We start from the raw sequence: 22,472 nt of genomic DNA on the forward strand, positions 1-22,472 counted from the left end.
TTATTTTTTAAACCAAAGATCATTCAAAAATCCTGAGAAGATTAAGAATGACAGCATAACAACATGGAAGGTAATAACCATACCAAGAGCTTGAGTCCATTTGTTATCCGGTAAAGGTGCTAAGCCCTTGGTCTTTCGTTCTTTATTGATGGTCTTTTTCTTGCGAATCCAAGCATCATTAATAATCAGACCAAAGCCATGGAAAACTCCATAAGCCACATAATACCAGGTTACACCATGCCAAAAGCCCATGATGGTCATGTTGATCAAATAAGCCACTCCCGAGGTAACGTTTCGGTTTTTAAAGACCTTATTGCGCATCAGGACCATGACTATTCGCATAAAGATGAAGTCACGGAACCAGAAGGACAGACTCATGTGCCAACGATTCCAAAATTCCTTTAAATCCCGAGAGAGAAAGGGTTTGTCAAAGTTAATCGGACTCTTAATCCCCATTAGATAGGAAATGGCCACCGCAAACATAGAATAGCCTGCAAAGTCGAAAAAGAGATCCAAACCAAAGACATACATAACACCCAGTGTTCCTAAGTTGAAGAAACCGCCTGTATAAAGTGCATAGGTCTTGACATGTCCCAAAAGCAAATGTCCAAAGATATGAGCCAGGACAAACTTATACATGAAACCTAGCATGATATAGTGCACGGCTTTCTCAAGCATATTAAGAAGTTCTTCTCGATCAGGAATCTGAACATAATCTTCATTGAAACGTTTAAAGCGATCAATCGGCCCACTAGAGAAGGTGGGCATAAAGAGCATGAAGCGCAAAAACTCCCAAAGACTAAAGTCTGTCAGAGCCCCATCTCGTAGCTCCATCATCATACCAACAGATCGGAAGGTCAGATAGGAAATCCCCAGAAAACCTAGCAAGGACTGATGGTGATCTTGAATAGCTGGTGTGACTTTCACAATCGTTAAGGGCAAGATTGCCAAGAAAACGTGCAGATAGAAGACCCACTTATTATCCCATCTTTTGCGATAAAACTTGTAAAGAAAGAGCCAAAAGGTCTGCCAAACTACGTAAAAGATAAAGGCAAGAAACTGAGTCAGGTCGGGTCCTACCAACATAAAGATGATGAAGGCTAGGCTTACCAAGACTTCATAAAGCGGAAATCTTTTTTTAAAGAAGAGCCCGATGAAGATAGGTAGAACTGCTAAGATAATATATACAAAATATTGGGGGTCGCCGTAAGGTTCTAGGTGAGGAAGTTGTTTTAAAATTTCCATCATCGGTTATTGACCTCGCTGATTAAGCCCTTGATATCGATCTTACCATTAGGTGTCAGAGGTAAAGATTCACGATAAAGGAATTTAGATGGCATCATATAAGACATCATGATATCTTCCAAGTCTTCCTTAATAGCTTTTGTAATATCAATCTCACGCTCAAACTGTTCTGCCACCCCATCTTTTAAGATAACATAGGCCAAAAGATTTTGTACTTTGTGGTCCTTGTTATAGCGAGGCACAGCCACTGCCGAATCAATGTATTTTGATTTATTAAGATTTTGTGAAACATCCTCCAGCTCGATGCGGTAGCCATTAAACTTAATTTGGAAATCCATCCGACCGCCGTAAAGCAAGAGTCCTTCATCAGTCATGGAACCCACATCTCCAGTATGATAAGCAGGCAAGCCTTCAAATTCAAAGAAAGCCTCTGCTGTTTTTTCTGGATTGTTCATATAGCCTTTAGAAACTGCTGGACCAGATACGATGATTTCTCCTTGCTCACCATTTGGAAGCTTCTTGCCGTTTTCATCAATGATAAAGGTCGGAGAATCTTCCTTAGTATAGCCGATTGGCAGACGTTTCATGGTAGCTAGCATTTCATCTGTAACAGCCATAGCTGATAAAGCCACAGTCGCTTCTGTCGGTCCATAGGCATTGATGATACGAGCATTTGGGAAACGGTCACGCAGTTTTTGAGCTGTCTTGACTGTCAACTCTTCTCCATCAAAGTAGAAATGAGTCAGACCCGGCATCTTTTGACTATTGAAATCATCTGAGAGCATGGCCATATCTGCAAAAGATGGTGTTGAGGTCCAGATAGCAATCGGCAAGCTCAAAATAGTTTCAAAGAGTTGCTTAAAGTCTTGCGTAATAGCACTTGGAAGGGCGAACAGCGTTCCTCCCAAAGCCAGAGTCGGTGCCCAGTACATCACAGACAAGTCAAAAGAGTAAGGTGGCTGAGCCAACATTTGCGGTTGCGCAGGCGTTGCGAACTCTTTATCCGTAATCATCCAGTTGGTAAAGCTCAGCAAATTGTCATGGGAAATTTGAACACCTTTGGGTTTTCCTGTTGTTCCAGAGGTAAAGATGATGTAGTAATTATCATCTCCCTTGACAGAATGAGTGATTTCATAAGCTGTTTTTTGCGCAAAGCTTGCCTGTAATTCTGTTAAACTCAGGCTTGGAACAGTTACTTCCATAGGAAAGTCTGCAATTGCAATGATCAAGCTTGGCTCAGCAACTTCTACAATTGCTGCCACGCGCTCCAAAGCTGAATGACTATCAATCGGAATATAAGCATGACCTGACTTGGTCAAGGCTACAAAGGTCGCAAGCATCTCATACTCTTGGCCCCCATAGACCACGACAGGAGATTTAGCAGGTAGACCTAGACTGTCAATCTTAGCTGCTAGCGAATCTGAATCAGCCTTCAAGTCAGCGTATGTATGAACCTCCCCCAATACATTGTATACAGGGAAGTCTGGTTGTGTCTGAGCATAGTGCTCAATTGTTTCGATCATATCGTTAATGGTCGTATTCGTCACGAAAGGATACCTCTTTTAATCTTAAAATTCATTGTAAATAAAGCCACCCTGGCCTTGGCCCAGGTAACTAAAGAAATAGAGAAGTGCTAAAAAGATAACAAAATAAAGCAGGGTTCTCCACAAAAAAGTGTAAATTGTTTGATGTTTTTTCATTCGTCATTCCAAATCATTCAATAAATATACTCTATTTTACCATTTTATTCACTCAGTTTTCAATCCTAAATCTATTTTGTTTCTAAGTGAAAAAATTTATATATAAAATTTTTATATATTTTCTTGACAAGTCATTTTATTATGTATATAATTTATATATAAAATAATTATATATAAATATTTTTTATATTGATAAAGGAGGAAAAAATGTGTATTACTTCCCAACCTCATCAGCCCTAATTGAGTTTCTCATTTTGGCCCTCGTAGAAAAAGAAGATTCCTATGGTTATGAAATCAGTCAGACCATTAAACTATTAGCCAATATCAAAGAGTCCACTCTTTACCCAATTCTGAAAAAATTAGAAAAGAATAGCTACCTAACCACCTACTCACAAGAGTTTCAAGGTCGTAAAAGAAAATATTATTCTCTCACAGGTGCAGGGCTCGACCAGCTCAACAAGCTCAGAGAAGAATGGAATCAGTATATTAGTACAATCAACAATATTATAGAAGGGAACATCCATCATGACAAGAACTGAATATCTCGCTCAGTTAGATAAATATCTGAAGAAACTCCCCAGACACGATTATCAAGAAGCTATGGACTACTTTATTGAATATTTTGATGAAGCAGGCCCTGAAAACGAAGCCCAAGTCATAGCCGAACTTGGTAGTCCTCGTGAAGCTGCACATGAAATCATGGTCAACCTCTTAGATAAGATCATAGAAGAAGACGAGCCAAAGAATACTAAGAATGTTATTCAAATTGCTATCCTATCTATTCTAGCAGCACCTCTAGCTATTCCGCTAGCTCTGGTTGTCGCTATTTTAGTCTTCGTCTTCTTCTTCTTGATCGGAGTCTTTGCTTTTGTCCTAGCTATCGGCTCATTCGCCTTTTTTGTCTTTGGTATCAGCTCGATCTGGGACAGCCTGACCATCTCACTAGGAGTTTCGATTCCTAGCTTCCTACTTACTATTGGAATCAGCCTTCTAGGTTTTGGACTATCCGCTTTCTGCGCTTTAGGTGTTTCACCGCTCATACAGTTCACCAAAAACAACTTTATCAAGCTAGCGAAACGACTTTCAAAGAAAGGAGCACGCCATGCCTAACTGGAAAAAAACATTACTAACTGTCGGAATCTCATCATGCCTACTAGGAGGTGCTTTGATTGCTACAGGAACTGCAACCGGTGGTATAAACCACTTATTGCAAGCCAATCATACCAAATACAGTAAAAAGAGCGAGGACTTCTCCGATATTTCTGCTCTGGATATCGATCTCGGAAATCGAAACCTAGTCATTGAAGAATCAGAAGATGATAAAACTCATTTGACCTATTATCAAGGCAAGGAAGCTTCTGAGCGAATTGTTACCTCAGCCAATCAAGGAACCCTAAAAATTCAGCAACCAAGGCCCCTGATAACTTTCGGCTGGAGCAGTGGCATCCGTTCTATCTTGAACCTTTTTGACAACGAAGGAGGACGTTCAACAGTTACCCTCAGCCTACCTAAGGGAACAAAACTTTCAACCCTTAAAGGCAACAGCAGTCTAGGTGACGTTTCCCTATCTGGCTTGACCGTTCAAAAATTAGACCTCAGTCTTTCAGCAGGTAGCCTAACCGTCAAAAACAGTACGATTTCCACGGGAGACTTATCGAATTCTCTTGGAGATGTCTCTTTATCTGATCTGACCATCCAAAAATTGGATCTTAAGCTCTCATCAGGCAGTGTGACTATCGATAACACTACTGTTGAAAAAGGGTATTTAACAAATTCTCTAGGGGATATCAACCTAAATAAAAGTAAACTATCAGATAGCACAATTAAGCTTTCATCAGGTAGCATTAACTCTCAGCAACTCACTCTGTCAGGCGATATCAATATTGACAATAGCTTAGGTGACATTGAGCTAAACTTAGTCAAAGAAAGCCTTGAAACTCTTTCATTTGATATAGAAACAAGCATGGGTAGCATCACTGTCCCCCACAATTTTCAATCTATCACAGGTGAAAATGACGAGGTTGGTTCTAAACTGAAACGCCAACTGGATAAGAGTAGCGGAAAAGTTTTTGTAAGAGATAGCGCCGGAAGTATCGAGCTGTCTGTTGCTGAGTAAAATTATTTTAACACTTCCACCAAAAACTGCATCCGTCTGTGGATGGATATGAATACATAAAAAAATAGGCAAGGATAGATATCCCAGCCTATTTTTTATTTAGCAATTGCATGATAAGTGGTTGTGCTGGTAAACTCCTGACCAGCCCTAACAATGACCTGGTCTTTCTGATGGCTATGTATAGCATCAGGAAGAGCCTGCATTTCAAGAGCTACTCCATTGTACTGTTTCATTGTTTGACCACCAAAGCGGATTGCTTCATCAACACAATTTGCGGTATAAACTACCAAACATGGTGCTTCTGTCTTAAAGGTCAAAAAACGCCCAGATTCCTGATGATAGAGGAAGCCTGCCGTTTCATGTCCTGGTTTTAGTGCAAAAGGATGATCTAGGCCTGACACCAATCGAACTTGCTCATCCTTTTCAGCAAAGAGGTCCTTCAGGAGCATAGCTTGCTGCAGATGCTTTACAAAATCACTTGTTTCTGTCTCTTTAGCTGGTACTCCATCCGCCGCAATTGGATAAACCCCCAGGCTATCCACCTGAAAGACATGGTCATCAATGGTCTGAGCAAAATCAGCTGAAAGATTAAAATAGCTATGGTTGGTTGGATTGATAAGAGTATCTCGGTCAGTTTGTACCTGATAAGAAATTTCCAGCTCCCCTTTTTCAGAAAGTGTATAAGAAATCCAAACCTTGAGATGACCTGGAAAACCTCCAGTCCCATCTGCTCTTTCTGTAAAAAGAACTAGGCCTTCGTCAGTGACTTCTTCCACTTGAAAAACAGCACTGTCCCAACCAGTCGATCCACTGTGATTGCAATTTTGACCATTATTGGCTTCTAGATGATAGGTTTCTCCACCCAATTCAAAACTTGCCCCGGCAATACGACCAGCTACAGGTCCAATACTAGCTCCATGTTTAGGGCTATTGCCAATATAATCTTTAAATTGATCAAATCCTAAAATAACATTAGCAAACTGGCCTTTTTTATCTGGTGTTTGGTATTCCAGTATCGTCGCTCCATAGTTCATAACACTGAGACGATAGCCCAGATCGTTTTCAAAGGTGAAGCGAAAAATGTTTTGCCCTTGAAACTCTCCAAATATAGTTTTTTGATACGATTTCATAATAACTCCTTGTGATGAAAATGTAAAAGAGGGAACTCAGAATCTTTTTTAGAAATTCCTATCCCATACTTCTTTTACTATAACACAGTACCCGTCTTAAAAATACCTACTTTTTAAAGAGTTTTTTCTACTTTATCAAACCAGCTGTGGGCACTTTTGGAAAGAATCTTGTTAACTCAAATCCTATTGAGTAAAGCCAAGCACTGCAATTAATCCTCTTTTTCCTATTTGGCAAAGGGATGAATAACAACTCCCTGCACAACACGGTTAACTGTACCAGTTGGCGAAGGTGTATCTGGTCGATTTTTAACTTTCAAAGAAGTAAGCAAAGCAAAAAGCTGGCCATAAATGATATAAGGGAAGGTCCGATAGACATCATCCAGTAATTCACTTGCCATTTCTACTTCTTCTACTTTTGCCAATCCTTCTGCCTTGTCTGTCAGCAAAATAACCTTGCGGGCAATCTCATCTCCAGCAACTTCCCTGACTAAATCTAGGTCGTATTGCTTGGTATATGGATCTTTTGATCCAAAGATCAGGACAATTGTCTGCTCGTTGACCAAGGATTTTGGTCCATGTCGGAAGCCAACTGGACTTTCATACATTGTTGCCACTTGGCCGGCCGTCAATTCTAGAATCTTCAATTGAGCTTCATGGGCTAGACCAAAGAAGGAGCCTGCTCCAAGATAGATTACACGATTAAAGTCTAAGTTTACCAAATTTTGAATCTCATCTACTCGGTCTAAAGTTTGCTGGCTTAAAGCAATCAAAGACGCAACTTTTTCCTCTTTTACTGCAAGTTCGGATTTATCAAAGACTAGTAAAGCCGTTAGCATCATAGAAGTAAAGCTCGATGTCATAGCAAAACCAGCATCGTTGGATGGAGATGGTTGGAGCAAGAGCAGGTTTCTCTCGTCTCCATGAGCCTGCTGGGCTAATTTCCCTTCTGCTGCACAGGTAATTGTTACCTGATAAAGCTCATCTACCAACTGTTTAGCTAAATCGACTGTTGCTACACTCTCAGGAGAATTACCACTACGAGCAAAGGAAACCAAGACTGTCGGAACATGCTTACGCAAATGAGTCAAAGGATTGGCTACAATATCCGTTGTCGCAACCGAGTTGAAATTCCATTTTCGCTCATCGTAAATACTTCTGAGATAGGGAATCAAAGTATCCCCCACATAGGCTGAAGTACCCGCCCCAGTAAAGATAACCTTGATATAGTCATGCTTACCATCAATCGAGTCTAAGAATGCCTCAATTTCGGTTTGGTGAGCTTTATAAGCATCGAAGGCTGTCTGCCAAACTTGTGGTTGTTGGTGGATTTCGCGCGTGGTGATTTCAGCTCCTAAGTCTACTAATTGCTCTCTTGAATAATTAAGCATTTTCTTTTTTGTTTCCTTTCTATTTTATTCGAATGTTTTCAAACATTTATTTTTAAAAAAGAGGAGAGGAAAAGCTCCCTCTCCCCTCATTTGTAGTCTATAAATCCCTAAATAGTGACTGGTGTCTACAAGACTTTTTTCGACACCTGCCTACTCGTCTTCATCATCGTCAGCAAATCCTGCTAAGAGGTCGTTGACTTTAACAATGCTTTCGGCCGCTTTTTCTTGATAGTTGCTGTCGGCGCCGATCAAGGAAGAATTGATAAACTCAATGACCATTGGTAAATTCATACCAGCATAGAGTTCAATTTCTTTACCTTCCATAATCAAGCGACTAACAACATTACATGGTGTGCCTCCCAAGAGATCTGCAAATACCAGATAGTCATCAAAATCTTTGATAGTATCTAAAAATTTTGCCAAAAAATCATCTGGTCCTTCTTCTGGAAGCAAGGCAACACTATGGATGGACTCTTGTGGGCCCATTATCATCTCTGTACTGTGTTTTAACTCTTCACAGAAACGACCGTGGCTAATTAATACTAATCGCTTACTCATAAATTACTCCATTACGCCATTCCAAAGAAGAAATGACCGAATGCTGAGAAAGCAACTGCTGCAAGAATGATGAGCAAGATAGCTTTTGTAGAGTTCATACCCTTACGTCCAAGCAACCAATAGATTACACCTGTGATGATAGCTGGAACCAAACGTGGGAAGATCAAGTTAAGCATGTCTTGGATATCGATAGCTTTGTCCCCGATGTGTGGCATCCATGATACATCGACATTGATCATAGACGCGATCAAGGCACCGACCATGAAGATACCAAGTACAGAAGCAGCTTCGATCAAAGCTGTCAAGGTACTTTGCATGTTGTTGATTAAGTTGGTACCTTCTTTATAAGCAAATTCCAACTGTTTCCAACGGAAGATATCATAGGCTACTGCTACCGCGATCCAAAGGAAAATACCCCATGGTTGACCTTGTGACGCGATTGTTGCTGCGATAGATCCCATAATAGCTGGAACCAAAGATCCAAAGATAGAGTCTCCAAGAGGGGCAAATGGTCCCATGAGACCTGTCTTGATCCCGTTAACTGCATCTTTAGAGTTGACACCGTCTTTTTCTTCCAAGGCCAAATCAAAACCAGTGATAATGGTGTGGAAGAATGGTGAAGTATTGAAGAATTGCGTATGCAATTCTTCAATACTTTCAATTCTGGAGTGCCATCACCGTACATTTTACGTAACTGAGGCAAGAGCATATAAAGGTAACCAGAAGCCTGCATCCGTTCGTAGTTCCAACCCAATTGGAAGGTGAAAAGGCTACGTTTGTTGATTTGTTTGAAATCCTCTTTAGTGAGTTTGTAGTTCTTAGAATTCGTCATCTTCAATTTCCCCGCTTTCTACATTGCTTGCTGGAGCAGCTACAACCGTACGTTGGTTGTTTTTAAAGTGTTGCACTGCAAGGAAGATACCAATGATGGCAACCCCGATCATAGATACAGATTTGAAGTTGTTTGTGAAGGCAACCATTTGTTCTTTTGGAAGTTTTGCAAAAGCATCTGTTCCAAGCATTGCTGAAACGGCAGTACCAACACTTTGAACGTTGCTGTAGAGCACTGTTAACATTGCTGTCAAGCCAAAACCAAGAGCAAGATAGTGAAGGTGACGTTTCACAGGCAAGTAGTGAAGCAAGATGGCGAATCCAAGACCTGGAAGCATACGTCCTGCAAGGGTCAAACCATTCGCAATCCATTTATATTGTTCAACAAAGTCTACAATAGATTGAACAAAAGCACCACCAAAAGCAAGAGCTAAGAAGACTGGAAGGGCACGAGAGAGAGCCCAAGGAAGAGCACCAAGGAGATAGTTGCGTTCAATTCCTTTATAGTCAAAGCGTTCGATTGCAGCATCAATACGGTGTGCAAAGGCAGTTGTACTCATCCGACCAAGGATATCCGCATAAGTCAAAAGACCTGCTACTGGAACGGCAATAGTTGAAATCGCAATTTCTGGTTTGATACCTTGTGCTACTGAGAAGGCAGTTGCAAGAACGGCACCAGAAGTCGCGTCAATACGAGAAGCTCCACCGAAAGTACCAACACCGAGTACTGTCAATTGAAGAGAAGCTCCGATAACGAGACCTGTCCCTAAATCTCCCATGACAAGTCCTGTAATGAAACCAGCAAAGACTGGTGAGCCTGCTGATGAAACGATCGTCAACTCATCGCAGATTTGATAAGCTGAGTACAGAGTGAGTAGTAAAATTTGCCACCATTGTATCATGACAAAGACCTCCTAAACATTTTTCCTTATTTTAACAAATTCATAAAATCCGCAACCGGATCATTTGGAACCATCTGAGCTGTCAGCTTCACGCCTTTTTCATGCAGTTTGTGGAAAGCTTCCACATCCGCATCAACCACATTGATGGAGCGAGTGATTGGACGAGTTTCGTCTGACTGAGACATATTTCCGACATTAAGTGTTTCTAGTGGCACACCAGCCTCTACCAAACGAAGGAAACGGTCTGGTTTACGAGCAACGATAAAGAGTCGTTGTGAGTCATATTTTCCAGCCAAGATATTTTCTGCTGCTTTAGCGATTGGCAGAATGCTGAGCTTCACTCCTGGCGGTGTTGCCAACTTGAGCCCGCTCTTTTCAATATCATTTTGTGCCACTTCGTCATCAATTACCATGATGCGTGTCACATTAAGCTTAGTAGTCCAAAGATTGGCTACTTGTCCATGAATCAGACGTCCGTCGATTCGATTCCCTACGATTGTCATAAATTTTCCCCCTTTATATTTTTAAATGTAGGTTGGTTAACAAGATGAATAGAATCTTTAAATTCCCCTTCCGTCTCAAAAATAATGATACGGTTTGCTCCTTCCTTTAGAAGGCCATGAGGAATATAAAGAGATAAGGTTGGCCCGACATTCCAGAAACGCCCAATATTGACTCCATTGATAAAAGCGACGCCTTTCCCAAAGTCTGTCAAATCAAGATAGGTGTCTTTAAGCGCTTTCATTTCTAGGTTAAAATCAAAGGCATAGAAAGCTGGATGCCCCGGGTACCATTCTTTTGAAAAGTCAATCTTTTCAGGTTGATCTAAAGTAAGGCAGTAATGTTGCCAATCTAGCATGAAGTGTAAGTCCTTGCAGATTCCTGTTCGGATACCTTTTCTCTGAGTATCTGCCAAGAGTTTATGGCCGTAGTTGACTCGACCCATATTTTCTACGAGGATGTCAATACTATGCTTCGTTTTGACCTGTCTATCGACAAAGATATCTGCACCAATTTCAGTTTGATATTGGGTAGCAATATGTTCTTGGTCTACAAAAAGTTGCATCCGATCGCGACCGTCAATAATACGAATCTTTTCTTGATCTGCATCCCAGTCAGCTTCTGTATGATAGAGTAGATAACCGTAGTTCTGTCCTAGTTCCTCCATCTTTTTAGGATAGAGACTTTGAACAGGTTCTGCCAAATCCGCCAAAGTTTCAAACAAACTAACCTTGTCGCTCAAGGAAATATTTTTTTGTTCAAAGCTGCCTTTCACCAGAGGTTCCATTTGTGGGAATTCTGGGTAATAAGTCTTTAACATCTTTTGAACTGCAAAATACTTAGGTGTTGGATTTCCAGCTTCATTTAGCAAGGCATCGTAGTCATAGGAAGTGACTTGCGGGAGATCAATTGTTCCACGCGCTGAACAACCATTCATGAAACCAAGGTTGGTTCCCCCATGAAACATATAAAGATTGATCGAACCTTGCTTGAGAACCTCATGAACGGCTTCTGCCAACTCTTCAGGATCCCTTGTAATAATAGGTTCCTTCCAACGATTAAACCAGCCGTCCCAAAATTCCATACACATGAGTGGCCACTTCTTGTCGTGCTCTTGGAAAAAATTTTTCATCGAAGCAAAATTTTCATCTGCTCGAGAGCCAAAGTTTCCAGTAACCAACAAATCCTCATCAATCAGTGTACCTGCTTCTAAAGTTGCTCGCCAGGGGCCATCTGATGTAAAGAGTGGACATGTTATGCCTCGTTCTATCATTAGGTCTCTGACAGCTCTGAGATAAGCTTTATCCTCACCATAGGAACCATACTCATTTTCAACCTGCATCATGAGAATATTGCCACCCCGATCCAATAATCTAGGTGTTAAGCGAGGAAGCAGTTCATCATAGTAAGTTGCCACAGCCTCAATAAATCTGGGATCAGATGAACGAATCCTTATGTCTTCTGTCAAGAGCCAAGCTGGTAAGCCACCAAACTCCCACTCTGCACAGATAAAAGGCGATGGTCGAACAATAGCATAAAGTCCTAAGTCTTGAGCTATCTGCAAGAACTTTTCTAAATCCAACTGTCCTTGAAAATTGAACCGTCCCTTCTCAGGCTCATGTACATTCCAAGGAACATAAGTCTCAACCGTATTAAATCCTAAAGCCTTTAAGTTGTAAAGCGAGTGATACCAGTCATCTGGATGCACTCGGAAGTAGTGGATTGCACCTGATAACACCTTAAATGGCTTCTGATCTAGTAGAAAATTATTAGACACTTCAAACCTTGCCAAACGCTCACCCTCTTTCAAAGAAAACTCTTTCATTAATTAATATAATAATATTTTGAAAAAAGTCAATAGTTTTGAACTATTTTTTAGAAAATATGGTAAAATTCTAGTAAGAGGGAATAGAAGTGAGGTGAAAAAATAATGGCAATCCCTAAATACCAATACATAAAAGATGAACTAAAACAAAAAATCATTTCTGGTCAATTTGAAAATGGTGATAAGTTTTACACTGAGGCTGAATTGATACAGATGTATGATGTTAGTTCTATCACTGTCGTCAGAGCACTAAACGATCTTGCCAATGATGGATATATTATCCGCCAGCAAGGAAAAGGCACCTTCGTATCTAGAGCCCGTAAGCATAAACTAGTCGAATTTTCTGATGTAGAGGTTTTTCCATCCCAAAGTGACCATGTCACTGTCTTATCCATTGAGCGTGGAAACGATGGAGCCATTCTAGACAAACTCGGTCTAAAGAGCAACCAATTCTATTATAGGATCGAACGGGTCAGAGAAACCAATGGTGTGACCTATATCTATCAGCAATCCTATATCCCAGAACAATATGTAAATGCGAACTATCCAAACTTAGAGTACTATAGTTCTATTTATGGTCGCTTCAAAGCAGATTATCATATTCATATGAACGATGAACCCTTTGAAGAAATCAACGAAATTGTTTTCCCAACACCTAAGCATGTAGCTGAAAAACTAGGAATCGATCCTCAATTTCCTTCTGTACATCAAGTGAAAACTACTCAACTTGAAAGTACTGGACAAATCCTAGAATATGTTGAGAGTTACAAACGCGGAGACTTTTATAAAATCAAGTTTATTGCCTCTGATAAAAGTCGTTAATAGTAGTAAAAAACGAGCTTTATCAAGCATTTACACCCTTTTATAAAAGCGCTTTCATTGATGTTTATATTATATCGTGTTTTACCTAAAATGAAAAGTTATTTTGTTAGATACCTTTAATTTGTTTGCTAAAATATATAATATGAACACTTATTTAAACAAAAAGCTATCGATTAACTGAATCGATAGCTTTTTTGGTTTTTGTTTTATGGAAAGTATGTTGACTCACTTTAGTCAAACAAACAAATTTTCTGACTAACTAAGCCATTTCTTCCTTTACCCGGAGTCTTTAAAAGGAAAAATATACAGAAAATGGACAGGTCGGTTATCAATGTCTAAAATGTCTCACGCCTGTGAAGACCATGGTCAAGCCATATTTGTCCGCTGCTTCGATGGATTCTTGGTCGCGGACGGAGCCACCTGGTTGGATGATGGCCTTGATACCGGCTTTGGCGATTTCTTCCACGTTATCGGCAAATGGGAAAAAGGCGTCGGAAGCAAGTACAGCACCATCAAGACGATCTTTGGCTTGGTCAATGGCAATACGGACTGAAGCCACACGGTTAGTCTGACCTGGGCCAACACCAAGTGTCATGTGGTCGTTGGTCACGATGATTCCGTTTGATTTGACGTACTTGATAGCCTTCCATGCGAACTCAAGAGCTGTCGCTTCTGTCTCGGTTGGCTGGCGTTTGGTCACCACTTGCCATTCAGCTGGGCTCTCTTTCACCACGTCTTGGTTTTGCACAAGAAGTCCACCGACAACACCTGTGTATTCTGCTTCCACTTCACTGGCATCTTGAGCATCAAATGGCAAGACAAGGATACGCAAGTTTTTCTTTTTGTTGGTCAAAATGGCTAGCGCTTCATCCGTATAGCTCGGTGCAATGATGATTTCAAGGAAGACGCCATGCATCTTCTCAGCTGTCGCAGCATCCACCTCACGGTTAAGGACGACAATCCCACCAAAGATTGAGACAGGATCAGACTCATAAGCATAATCCCAAGCAGTCTCGATGTCATCTGCTTGACCGATACCACATGGATTCATGTGTTTCAAAGCCACAACGGTTGGACGGTCTTTGAAATCACGAATGATACGGATAGCTGCATCCGCATCGCGGATATTGTTAAAGGACAATTCCTTACCGTTGAGCTGTTTCGCTGAAGCAATTGAGTAGTCTGTCGGCAAGGCTTTTTGGTAGAAGTCCGCATCCTGTTGAGGGTTTTCACCATAACGCATAACTTGCTTGAGATCATAAGTCAAGGTCAATTTTTCAGGCTTGCTTTCTCCGACTTGAGTAGTAAAATACTCTGCAATCAAGGCGTCATAAGCCGCTGTGTGGCGGAAAACTTTTGCTGCTAAACGTTGGCGAGTTTCGTAAGTAGTTTCGCCATTGGCTGACAATTCTTCAAGAACTACAGCATAATCAGCAGGGTCTACCACAACTGTTACACTGGCATGGTTTTTAGCTGCTGAACGAAGCATAGACGGCCCGCCGATATCGATATTCTCCACCGCATCAGCGTATGTCACATCTGGTTTGAGAATTGTTTCCTTGAAAGGATAGAGATTGACCACCACAAGGTCAATAAGCTCAATATTATTATCTTTAGCCGCCTCTAAATGGCTATCGAGATCACGACGAGCGAGGAGCCCACCGTGGATATTCGGGTGCAGGGTCTTGACACGACCACCCATCATTTCTGGGAAGCCAGTCACGTCGTCAATAGCAATGGTCTCTACCCCAGCACTATCGAGGGCAACCTTTGTTCCACCTGTCGAGATGATCTCCCAACCGAGTTTTTTGAGTTCTTGGGCAAATTCAACAATGCCTGCTTTGTCTGAGACGCTGATTAAGGCGCGTTTAGTCATTTTCTTTCCTTTCATTTATCAAATTTTTGTTCCAGCTGGATCTACATACCAAAAATGCTCACTATTTCTTTTACATTCTAAAGCTGGTACTCTCTTGGTAATCTTTCTTTTTTTAAAGTTTCCATTTTCATCATAATAATCAAGCCACTCATATGGTTTATTATAATATTTCAATTTTCCACCACATTTTGGACACGATTCGATATGCAATTTTTCAATATTCAATCTCTTTTTCTCACCACTAATAGCATAATTAAATTTAAGAGGATAACGAGTTTGATTCTTAGTAATTTTTCGCAAAGAAAAAATGATACCTGAAAAAATAAACAAACCTAAAAAAATAAACAAATAAATTTGCTTCCCTTGAACATTAGGAATATTCCCATTAAAAGAATTTTTAGCCCATTTTACAAACGGTTCAAAAAAATTGTAAAGTGGTAATAAACTTCCTATTGAAGTGAAGAAACCAATCCAACTCAATACTGCCATTGTAATTGGACTTCTCCAAATAGGTTCAATATTGTATTCAGCAACTACTTGTTCGTCTTGAGGATTAATAATATTAATTGTTTGATTGCCACCTGCTGAATTTCCTGAACCAATATTATGTCCTCCATTAAAACTGCTATTATTTGTCATGTTTTTCTCTATTTTCCTTTATTCAGTAAATCTAAGGTTTTACTACCCTCTCTCCACTCCCAAACTATCCAACACTTCTGGATACAACTTGTACTCTGCTTCATGAATGCGAGCTTCAAAGCTTTCGATGGTATCATCAGCTAGCCGTGGCACACGCACTTGTTTGATGACCTTTCCAGTATCCACACCAGAGTCCACCCAGTGAATGGTGACGCCACTCTCAGCAACACCAGCATTCCAAGCATCCTCAATCCCATGAGCTCCCGGAAATTCGGGCAGGTAGGCTGGATGGATATTGATAATACGCCCCTCGTAGGTTCCAAGTAAGGTAGGCCCAACGATTTTCATGTAGCCGGCGAGGCAAACCAAGTCAATCTGGTGTTCTTGCAAGAGTTCCACGAGTGCTGCCTCATAGTCTGCCTTGTTCTCAAACTCCTTGAGTTCAAAAGCATAGGACAGGACGCCGAGCTTTTCTGCCCTCTCTAGCACATAGGCGTCACGATGGTCTGAAAAGACAAACTCCACCGGAAATTCTTCGGCAATCACCTGAAAATTTGAGCCATTACCAGAGGCAAAAACCGCTATTTTTTTCATTTGATGATGACACTTTCGTTTTCTTTCTTGACGATGCGACCAATTTCATAGACTGGTTCATCCAACAATTCCTTGACACGATCCACATTTTCAGGGCTAACTGCCAGCATGAGTCCCACACCCATATTGAAGATTTCAAACATTTCTTCGTGCTTGATTTCACCGTATTTTTCAAGAGCTTTGAAAATCGGAAGCACTGGAACTTTGCTTTCCTCAATCTCTGCCGCCAAGTTATCTGCAAACATACGAGGGACATTCTCGATAAAGCCCCCACCTGTGATGTGGGCAATGCCGTTGACCAACCCTTCCTTGATGAGTGGTAATACAGCCTTGACATAGATACGAGTTGGCTCAAGAAGGACCTCCTTGAGTTTCTTGTCTTCCAATTCTGGCAAGACTTCCTCACCTGTATAGTCGGCAAAGACACGACGAACAAGTGAGTAACCATTTGAGTGGATCCCACTTGAAGCAAGCCCGAGAAGGACATCACCTTCAGCTACTTTTGAACCGTCTATGATTTGAGATTTTTCTGCCACGCCAACCGCAAAACCAGCCAAGTCATAGTCATCTTCACCATACATACCTGGCATTTCAGCTGTTTCCCCACCGATGAGAGCTGCGCCTGCCTGCACACAACCTTCTGCTACACCAGCAACCACTTGTTCTAGTTTAGCTGGTTCATTCTTCCCTGTCGCGACGTAGTCAAGGAAATAGAGGGGCTCCGCACCTGCAGCAATGATATCATTGACACACATGGCTACACAGTCCTGCCCAATCGTATCATGCTTGTCATACTTGATAGCCAGCATGAGCTTGGTGCCGACACCGTCCGTTCCTGAGATCAAGACAGGCTCTTTAACATCTGTTTTTGAAAGATCAAACATGCCACCAAAGCCACCAAGAGCTCCCATGACACCCGCACGCTCCGTACGAGCTACGTGCTTTTTAATCCGTTCAACAACTTCATAACCTGCTTCAACATCTACACCAGATTGAGCGTATGCATTCTTATTTGTCATTTTGTCTCCTCTTCCTTTTCTTTCATGGAGAATTTCATCTGTCTATTTGTAAAAACTTGTCTTATCCCCTAAGCTTCTACGATAGTCTTCTTCATAGTCGTAGAGAGGAGTTGGGTAGTCACCGTCAAAGTAAGCGACACAGAGACCACCATTCGGTGCATCTGTTTCAATCCCGATAGAGTTAATCAAGCCATCAATCGAAAGATAGGTCAGGCTATCCGCACCAATAATTTGGCAGGTTTCTTCAACTGTATGATTGGCAGCGATTAGTTCCTGACGAGTCTGGATATCAATCCCATAGAAACATGGATAAGCTAGCGCAGGACTTCCAATAGCAACGTGAACCTCAGACGCCCCCGCTTCTTTCAAAAGCTGAACGATGCGACGAGAAGTTGTCCCCCGAACAATGGAATCATCAATCATAACCACACGTTTGCCTTTGACAACGCCTGAAACAGCTGACAATTTCATCCGCACCCCTTGCTCACGTAATTCTTGAGTCGGTTGGATAAAGGTGCGTTGTGTATATTGGTTTTTGATCAGACCCATTTCGTTTGGCAGACCAGATTCTTCCGCAAAGCCCATGGCTGCGCTTAGTGAAGAATTCGGAACACCGACTACGATATCCGCCTCGTGTTTGAATTCACGCGCTAATTGAGCCCCCATTCTCTTGCGGGCTGTATGGACGTTAACACCATGAATATTGGAGTCAGGACGAGCAAAGTAGATATACTCCATAGAGCAGATCGCCAGCTGGGTATCATTCGTATAACTATCATACTGGATGCCACTGTCATCAATGATAACAATCTCTCCTGGCTTCACATCGCGAATCCACTCAGCACCGATGACTTCAAAGGCACAAGTTTCAGAAGAAACGACCACCGCTCCGTTGGACATCTTCCCGATAGAAAGCGGACGGAATCCATTTGGGTCAAGCGCCGCAATCAACTTGTCTTCAAAAAGTAGAATATAAGCAAACCCACCTTTGACAAGACTGAGTGCTTCTTTAATTTTACCCATTAGACTAGGATTGTGACTACGACGAATCAAGTGAGCCAAGATTTCAGAATCAGAGGTTGAGCTGAAAATAGCACCTCTTTGTTCCAATTCTTTCTTTAGAGATTCTGCATTAGTTAGGTTCCCATTATGAGCAAGTCCAAACTGCATATCATGAAAGCGAAAAATGAAAGGCTGGATATTATCCGCAGAAGCTTCTCCTGCAGTCGCATAACGAACGTGCCCAATCGAACTCGTTCCAGTCAGTTTATCCAAATTAGCTGGATTTCTGAACACTTCTGATAGAAGTCCCATATCACGATGGCGCTTTAGTTGTCCCTGGTCATTGGAGAGGATTCCTGCCCCTTCCTGACCGCGGTGCTGAAGACTATGGAGCCCAAAATAGGTCAATTTAGCCGCATCCGGATGTCCCCAAATACCGAAAACACCACATTCTTCATTAAGTGACTTTACTTCGTATGTCATTTTTTTACCTAAATTCTTTTATCCTGGAAAGGGAGAAAACCTGACCTTTCAGACCAAGTAGACTCCTTTTTGATTACTTTCTATTACAAGCCAGTGTTATCTTGACCCGCTTGGAAATAACGAACGGCACTTTCAAACAATTTCTGGTCTTTCTGGCCTGGAACATTTTGGAAAAGACCATCTTCATAACGTTCTGAGTGGCCCATCTTCCCGATGATTTGGCCGTTCTTGCTTGTAATCCCTTCGATAGCGTAGAGAGAGCCGTTTGGATTATACTTGCTGTCCATGCTTGGCTGACCTTCAAAGTCTACGTACTGACTCCAAATCTGACCATTGTCACGCAACTCAGCAAATTCCTCAGCCGTTACAACAAATTTCCCTTCACCATGTGAAACCGGAATAGCATGGATATCTCCCACTTGCACACCAGTCAGCCAAGGCGAGTTAGTATTGGCAATGCGGGTTTCAACCATCTTAGCCACGTGTTGATTAGCATCATTGTAAAAGAGAGTTGGGCTACTAGCACCTGCATCTTCAAAGTTTCCGTAAGGAAGAAGACCGGATTTTACTAAAGCCTGGAATCCATTACAGATACCAATGATGAGGCCACCACGACTGATGAAAGCATCAATGGCTTTCTTGACCTTCTCGTTGAGCAGGATGTTGACGATAAACTTAGCTGACCCATCTGGCTCATCTGCAGCAGAGAAGCCACCTGCAAAGAAGATGATATTTGCCTTGTCAATGTTGTCAACCATTGTGTCAACAGACTTGACAATGGCCACTTCGTCCAAAGTAACAAAGGGAACTAGATTGACCTTTGCCCCAGCTGCTTCAAAGGCTTTAGCTGAGTCATATTCTGAGTTGGTTCCAGGAAAGACTGGTATGTAAACCAGTGGCTCAGCTACTGTATCCTTGGCTTTTATCACTGTATCAGAGACAAGAGCCGGAACATCATCTAAAACTTTAGATTGTTCAAATTCAGTTGGATAAACTGCTTCTAATTTTCCTTCAAAAGCATTGAGCAGATTTAAACCATTTATGTCAATATCGTTTACGGTCAATGTAAACAATTGGGTTGTTTGTCCAATCTTAGCTACATTTGGAATCTCCTCTGTAGATGTAAAGATAAAACCACCTAGCTGACCAGTTAAACAAGTTGACAGGTCTGTTAAGTTTACTTTTGCCCCAATACGATTCCCCAGACTCATAAGAGCTATGCTTTCAAGTACTCCACCATATTTAACTGCTGATGCCGCACTAATTTTATGTTCTTTTTGAAGACTTGCAAACTGTGTAAAGTTTGCCTTTACAGTCTCGAAATCAATTTCTTGAGATAAAGCTTGTCCTGGGATATAGTAAATCCATTCTCCCACTGCTTTAAATTCTGGAGACAGGACTTTTCGACTATCTGCAGTTGTTACACCAAATGCAACAAGAGTTGGAGGCACTGTCAAGTCTTCGAAGGTACCTGACATAGAGTCCTTACCACCAATAGATGGGAGTCCTAGCTGAATCTGTGCTTCAATAGAACCTAGAAGGGCAGATACAGGCTGACCAAAACGATCAGCTTTCTTATCCATTCGCTCAAAGTACTCTTGGTATGAGAAACGAGCCTTAGACCACTCTCCACCAGCGGCAACCAATCGAGCAGTTGCTTCGATCACTGCATATGCTGCCCCATGGTAAGGTGACCACTCAGCCAAATACGGATGGAAGCCCTGAGCTATCACAGATGCAGTATTCGTAAAACCAGACTGAACAGGTAATTTTTGAACAGAAGCTTCTGTTGGAGTTATTTGATAACGGCCCCCCAGTGGATGATTTACGGTTGAACGTCCTACAGAACTGTCAAAAATCGTTTGTAAACCTTTTTGGCTAGCATGATTCAGATCAGATAGAAGAGCTAACAGGTCTGTTTCAAGACTTTCAGCTGATGTTGCCCTTTCTTCAGGTAGCTTGACATCCTTGTCAACCACCTTGGCGTCAACTACAACACGAACGCCATTTGTATCAAGGAAAGAACGCTCCAAGTCGACAATTGTTTCACCATTCCAGTGCATAACCAGATTTGGTTTTTCAGTCACTGTCGCAACGACAACAGCGTCAATATTTTCTTTGTTACATTCCGAAATAAAGGCATCTACATCCTCAGGACGAACAACAACAGCCATTCGTTCCTGAGACTCAGAAATAGCGATTTCTGTTCCATTGAGCCCTTGGTATTTAAGAGGTACCTTATCAAGATTGATTTCAAGACCATCTGCTAATTCACCGATAGCTACACAGACACCACCTGCTCCAAAGTCATTTGATTTCTTAATAAGTCGAGTTACATTTCCATTACGGAAAAGGCGTTGAATCTTGCGTTCTTCAATGGCATTCCCTTTTTGAACTTCTGCTCCTGCTGTCTCTACAGATTCGACAGTTTGCACCTTTGAAGAGCCTGTTGCCCCACCAACTCCGTCGCGCCCTGTCTTTCCACCTAATAAGATGACCACATCACCCGCTACTGGTTTTTCACGAACAACATTTTCTTTAGGAGCCGCTCCGACAACTGCTCCAAGCTCCATCCTCTTAGCTACAAAACCTGGGTGGAAGTACTCACGAACATAAGTTGTTGCCAAACCAATTTGATTACCGTAAGAAGAATAGCCATGCGCTGCTGTTTTAGAAATGATCTGCTGAGGAAGCTTTCCAGCTCGCGTTTCAGCAATTGACTGGGTAATATCGCCCGCACCAGAAATCCGCATTGCTTGATAAACATAAGAACGACCAGAGAGTGGATCACGAATAGCTCCACCAATACAAGTCGCAGCGCCACCAAAAGGCTCAATTTCTGTTGGATGGTTGTGGGTTTCATTTTTAAACATCAGCAACCAAGGCTCTTTAACTCCATCCACATCCACTTCAATCTCAACTGAGCAAGCATTAATTTCGTCAGACACTTCCATATCATCTAGACGCCCATTGGCTCTTTCGTAACGACTAAAAATAGTCGCCATATCCATGAGAGTCTGCGGTTTTTCCCCACGTCCCAACTCATCGCGCATAGCCAAGTATTTATCATAAGTAGCCTGCAATTGTTTTTCAAACTTAGAAGCTGAAAAGTCAATTGTTTTTAACTCAGTCTCAAATGTTGTATGGCGACAATGGTCAGACCAGTAAGTATCTAGGACCTTTAATTCCGTCTCTGTTGGCACGCGCCCAATGGATTTGAAATAATCCTGAATAAATAGGAGGTCATCGACTTCCATAGCTAAGCCTTGTTCAGACTTGTAGAGCAAAAAATCTTCTGCTGTATAGTTTTCAAAGAAATCTAGATTTGGAATTTCCTTGTCAGAGCTTGAAAATTCCTGAGGACGGAGGCCTGGTAGAATATCTTTAAAGCGGGAATCCACTGGATTTAGAAGGTAACGCTTAATCGCCTCCAGTTCATTGGCATCAATATTTTTGTTGACCAAATAAAGTTGAGCTGTGTTCACAATTACATTGCTATCACTGCCCAAGAGCAATAAAGCCTCCTGAGCGCTAGCTGAGCGTTGGTCAAACTGACCCGGCAGAGCTTCGATAGCAAAAAACGCTGTTTCTGCAAGTGCAACCTCTACTTCCTCTTCTGTCAGCAATCTATCTGTTACTTGCTCAGAAAAAATATGTTTTTCAGCCCGAGTATACAAGTCTTCTGCCAGATGAAAAACATCGTAAACCTGAATTATACGAAGATCTGATAATGTTTTTAACTGGAGATTATATATCAGCTCTTTCATTAAACTCTGTGACTTGATACCAAAGTTATTTTTCTTCTCTACAAAAATACGCTTGTCCATGACTTTTCACACCC

The 22,472-nt window shown here is 41.6% G+C and carries 19 protein-coding genes and 1 pseudogene; 4 read left to right on the forward strand and 16 right to left on the reverse strand.

Going from position 1 to position 22,472, the window contains the following annotated elements; genetic code table 11:
- Genes dltB through O3640_RS02830 form a run of 3 tightly spaced genes read right to left on the reverse strand, consistent with a single transcriptional unit; the run spans window position 1 to window position 2,945 of the window.
- A complete protein-coding gene (dltB, locus tag O3640_RS02820; protein ID WP_227955460.1) occupies window positions 1-1,248 on the reverse strand; it encodes a D-alanyl-lipoteichoic acid biosynthesis protein DltB in 1,248 nt (415 codons plus the stop codon).
- On the reverse strand, window positions 1,245-2,768 hold the full coding sequence (gene dltA / locus O3640_RS02825; protein WP_229050015.1) for a D-alanine--poly(phosphoribitol) ligase subunit DltA: 1,524 nt from the start codon (window positions 2,766-2,768) through the stop codon (window positions 1,245-1,247). Before dltA ends, dltB begins: the two co-directional genes overlap by 4 nt.
- Before the next feature lie 45 nt (window positions 2,769-2,813).
- A complete protein-coding gene (locus O3640_RS02830) occupies window positions 2,814-2,945 on the reverse strand; it encodes a teichoic acid D-Ala incorporation-associated protein DltX (protein WP_011999604.1) in 132 nt (43 codons plus the stop codon).
- 209 nt (window positions 2,946-3,154) lie between these two features.
- Between O3640_RS02830 and O3640_RS02835 the strand changes: the two genes are divergently transcribed.
- Genes O3640_RS02835 through O3640_RS02845 form a run of 3 tightly spaced genes read left to right on the forward strand, consistent with a single transcriptional unit; the run spans window position 3,155 to window position 5,061 of the window.
- Window positions 3,155-3,484, forward strand: a complete 330-nt coding sequence (locus O3640_RS02835) for a PadR family transcriptional regulator (protein WP_011999603.1) — start codon at window positions 3,155-3,157, stop codon at window positions 3,482-3,484.
- On the forward strand, window positions 3,471-4,055 hold the full coding sequence (locus tag O3640_RS02840; RefSeq protein WP_045772615.1) for a DUF1700 domain-containing protein: 585 nt from the start codon (window positions 3,471-3,473) through the stop codon (window positions 4,053-4,055). The genes O3640_RS02835 and O3640_RS02840 overlap by 14 nt, the downstream gene beginning before the upstream one ends.
- Window positions 4,048-5,061: a DUF4097 family beta strand repeat-containing protein gene (locus tag O3640_RS02845; RefSeq protein WP_045772614.1), complete on the forward strand. Its 1,014-nt coding sequence runs from the start codon at window positions 4,048-4,050 to the stop codon at window positions 5,059-5,061. The genes O3640_RS02840 and O3640_RS02845 overlap by 8 nt, the downstream gene beginning before the upstream one ends.
- Window positions 5,062-5,156: 95 nt before the next feature.
- On the opposite strand, the gene O3640_RS02850 is transcribed toward O3640_RS02845, so the two are convergent.
- The 7 genes and pseudogenes from O3640_RS02850 to O3640_RS02880 all read right to left on the reverse strand — a co-directional run bounded on the left by O3640_RS02850 (window position 5,157) and on the right by O3640_RS02880 (window position 12,196).
- Window positions 5,157-6,191, reverse strand: coding sequence for an aldose epimerase family protein (locus tag O3640_RS02850; RefSeq protein ID WP_195321785.1), 1,035 nt, complete (start codon window positions 6,189-6,191; stop codon window positions 5,157-5,159).
- 224 nt (window positions 6,192-6,415) lie between these two features.
- On the reverse strand, window positions 6,416-7,579 hold the full coding sequence (locus O3640_RS02855) for an SIS domain-containing protein (protein WP_045772612.1): 1,164 nt from the start codon (window positions 7,577-7,579) through the stop codon (window positions 6,416-6,418).
- A gap of 150 nt (window positions 7,580-7,729) precedes the next feature.
- Entirely contained in the window at window positions 7,730-8,137 is a 408-nt protein-coding gene (locus tag O3640_RS02860) for a PTS sugar transporter subunit IIA (RefSeq protein ID WP_045772611.1), read from the reverse strand.
- Between the two features lie 11 nt (window positions 8,138-8,148).
- Window positions 8,149-8,969: pseudogene (locus tag O3640_RS02865) on the reverse strand (PTS system mannose/fructose/sorbose family transporter subunit IID).
- Window positions 8,956-9,870, reverse strand: a complete 915-nt coding sequence (locus O3640_RS02870) for a PTS mannose/fructose/sorbose/N-acetylgalactosamine transporter subunit IIC (RefSeq protein WP_008808080.1) — start codon at window positions 9,868-9,870, stop codon at window positions 8,956-8,958. Before O3640_RS02870 ends, O3640_RS02865 begins: the two are co-directional and overlap by 14 nt.
- A gap of 26 nt (window positions 9,871-9,896) precedes the next feature.
- Complete coding sequence (locus tag O3640_RS02875; RefSeq protein ID WP_008808079.1) at window positions 9,897-10,373, reverse strand: PTS system mannose/fructose/N-acetylgalactosamine-transporter subunit IIB; 477 nt, start codon at window positions 10,371-10,373, stop codon at window positions 9,897-9,899.
- Window positions 10,370-12,196 carry a beta-galactosidase gene (locus O3640_RS02880; RefSeq protein WP_080983248.1) on the reverse strand — a complete coding sequence of 609 codons (1,827 nt, stop codon included), beginning with the start codon at window positions 12,194-12,196 and terminating at the stop codon, window positions 10,370-10,372. The genes O3640_RS02875 and O3640_RS02880 overlap by 4 nt, the downstream gene beginning before the upstream one ends.
- A 105-nt stretch (window positions 12,197-12,301) precedes the next feature.
- On the opposite strand from O3640_RS02880, the gene O3640_RS02885 reads away from it, so the two are divergent.
- Window positions 12,302-13,018 (forward strand): GntR family transcriptional regulator, encoded by a 717-nt coding sequence (locus O3640_RS02885; RefSeq protein ID WP_008808077.1) that lies wholly within the window; start codon window positions 12,302-12,304, stop codon window positions 13,016-13,018.
- A gap of 328 nt (window positions 13,019-13,346) precedes the next feature.
- Here the strand turns inward: O3640_RS02885 and purH are convergent, their stop codons facing one another.
- The 6 genes from purH to O3640_RS02915 all read right to left on the reverse strand — a co-directional run bounded on the left by purH (window position 13,347) and on the right by O3640_RS02915 (window position 22,458).
- On the reverse strand, window positions 13,347-14,894 hold the full coding sequence (gene purH, locus O3640_RS02890; protein ID WP_195321787.1) for a bifunctional phosphoribosylaminoimidazolecarboxamide formyltransferase/IMP cyclohydrolase: 1,548 nt from the start codon (window positions 14,892-14,894) through the stop codon (window positions 13,347-13,349).
- An 18-nt stretch (window positions 14,895-14,912) separates the two neighbouring features.
- A complete protein-coding gene (locus O3640_RS02895) occupies window positions 14,913-15,533 on the reverse strand; it encodes a hypothetical protein (protein ID WP_045772609.1) in 621 nt (206 codons plus the stop codon).
- A 42-nt stretch (window positions 15,534-15,575) separates the two neighbouring features.
- The gene (purN, locus tag O3640_RS02900) at window positions 15,576-16,127 is read right to left on the reverse strand and encodes a phosphoribosylglycinamide formyltransferase (protein ID WP_045772608.1); all 552 of its coding nucleotides are present in this window, start codon (window positions 16,125-16,127) and stop codon (window positions 15,576-15,578) included.
- Window positions 16,124-17,146, reverse strand: a complete 1,023-nt coding sequence (purM, locus tag O3640_RS02905) for a phosphoribosylformylglycinamidine cyclo-ligase (protein WP_195321789.1) — start codon at window positions 17,144-17,146, stop codon at window positions 16,124-16,126. The genes purN and purM overlap by 4 nt, the downstream gene beginning before the upstream one ends.
- 42 nt (window positions 17,147-17,188) lie before the next feature.
- Entirely contained in the window at window positions 17,189-18,631 is a 1,443-nt protein-coding gene (purF, locus tag O3640_RS02910) for an amidophosphoribosyltransferase (RefSeq protein ID WP_195321791.1), read from the reverse strand.
- An 83-nt stretch (window positions 18,632-18,714) separates the two neighbouring features.
- Window positions 18,715-22,458: a phosphoribosylformylglycinamidine synthase gene (locus O3640_RS02915; protein WP_195321793.1), complete on the reverse strand. Its 3,744-nt coding sequence runs from the start codon at window positions 22,456-22,458 to the stop codon at window positions 18,715-18,717.
- Window positions 22,459-22,472: the final 14 nt, after the last annotated feature.

It is taken from the genome of Streptococcus sp. 27098_8_75 (assembly GCF_041432475.1).
GTDB lineage: Bacteria > Bacillota > Bacilli > Lactobacillales > Streptococcaceae > Streptococcus > Streptococcus gordonii.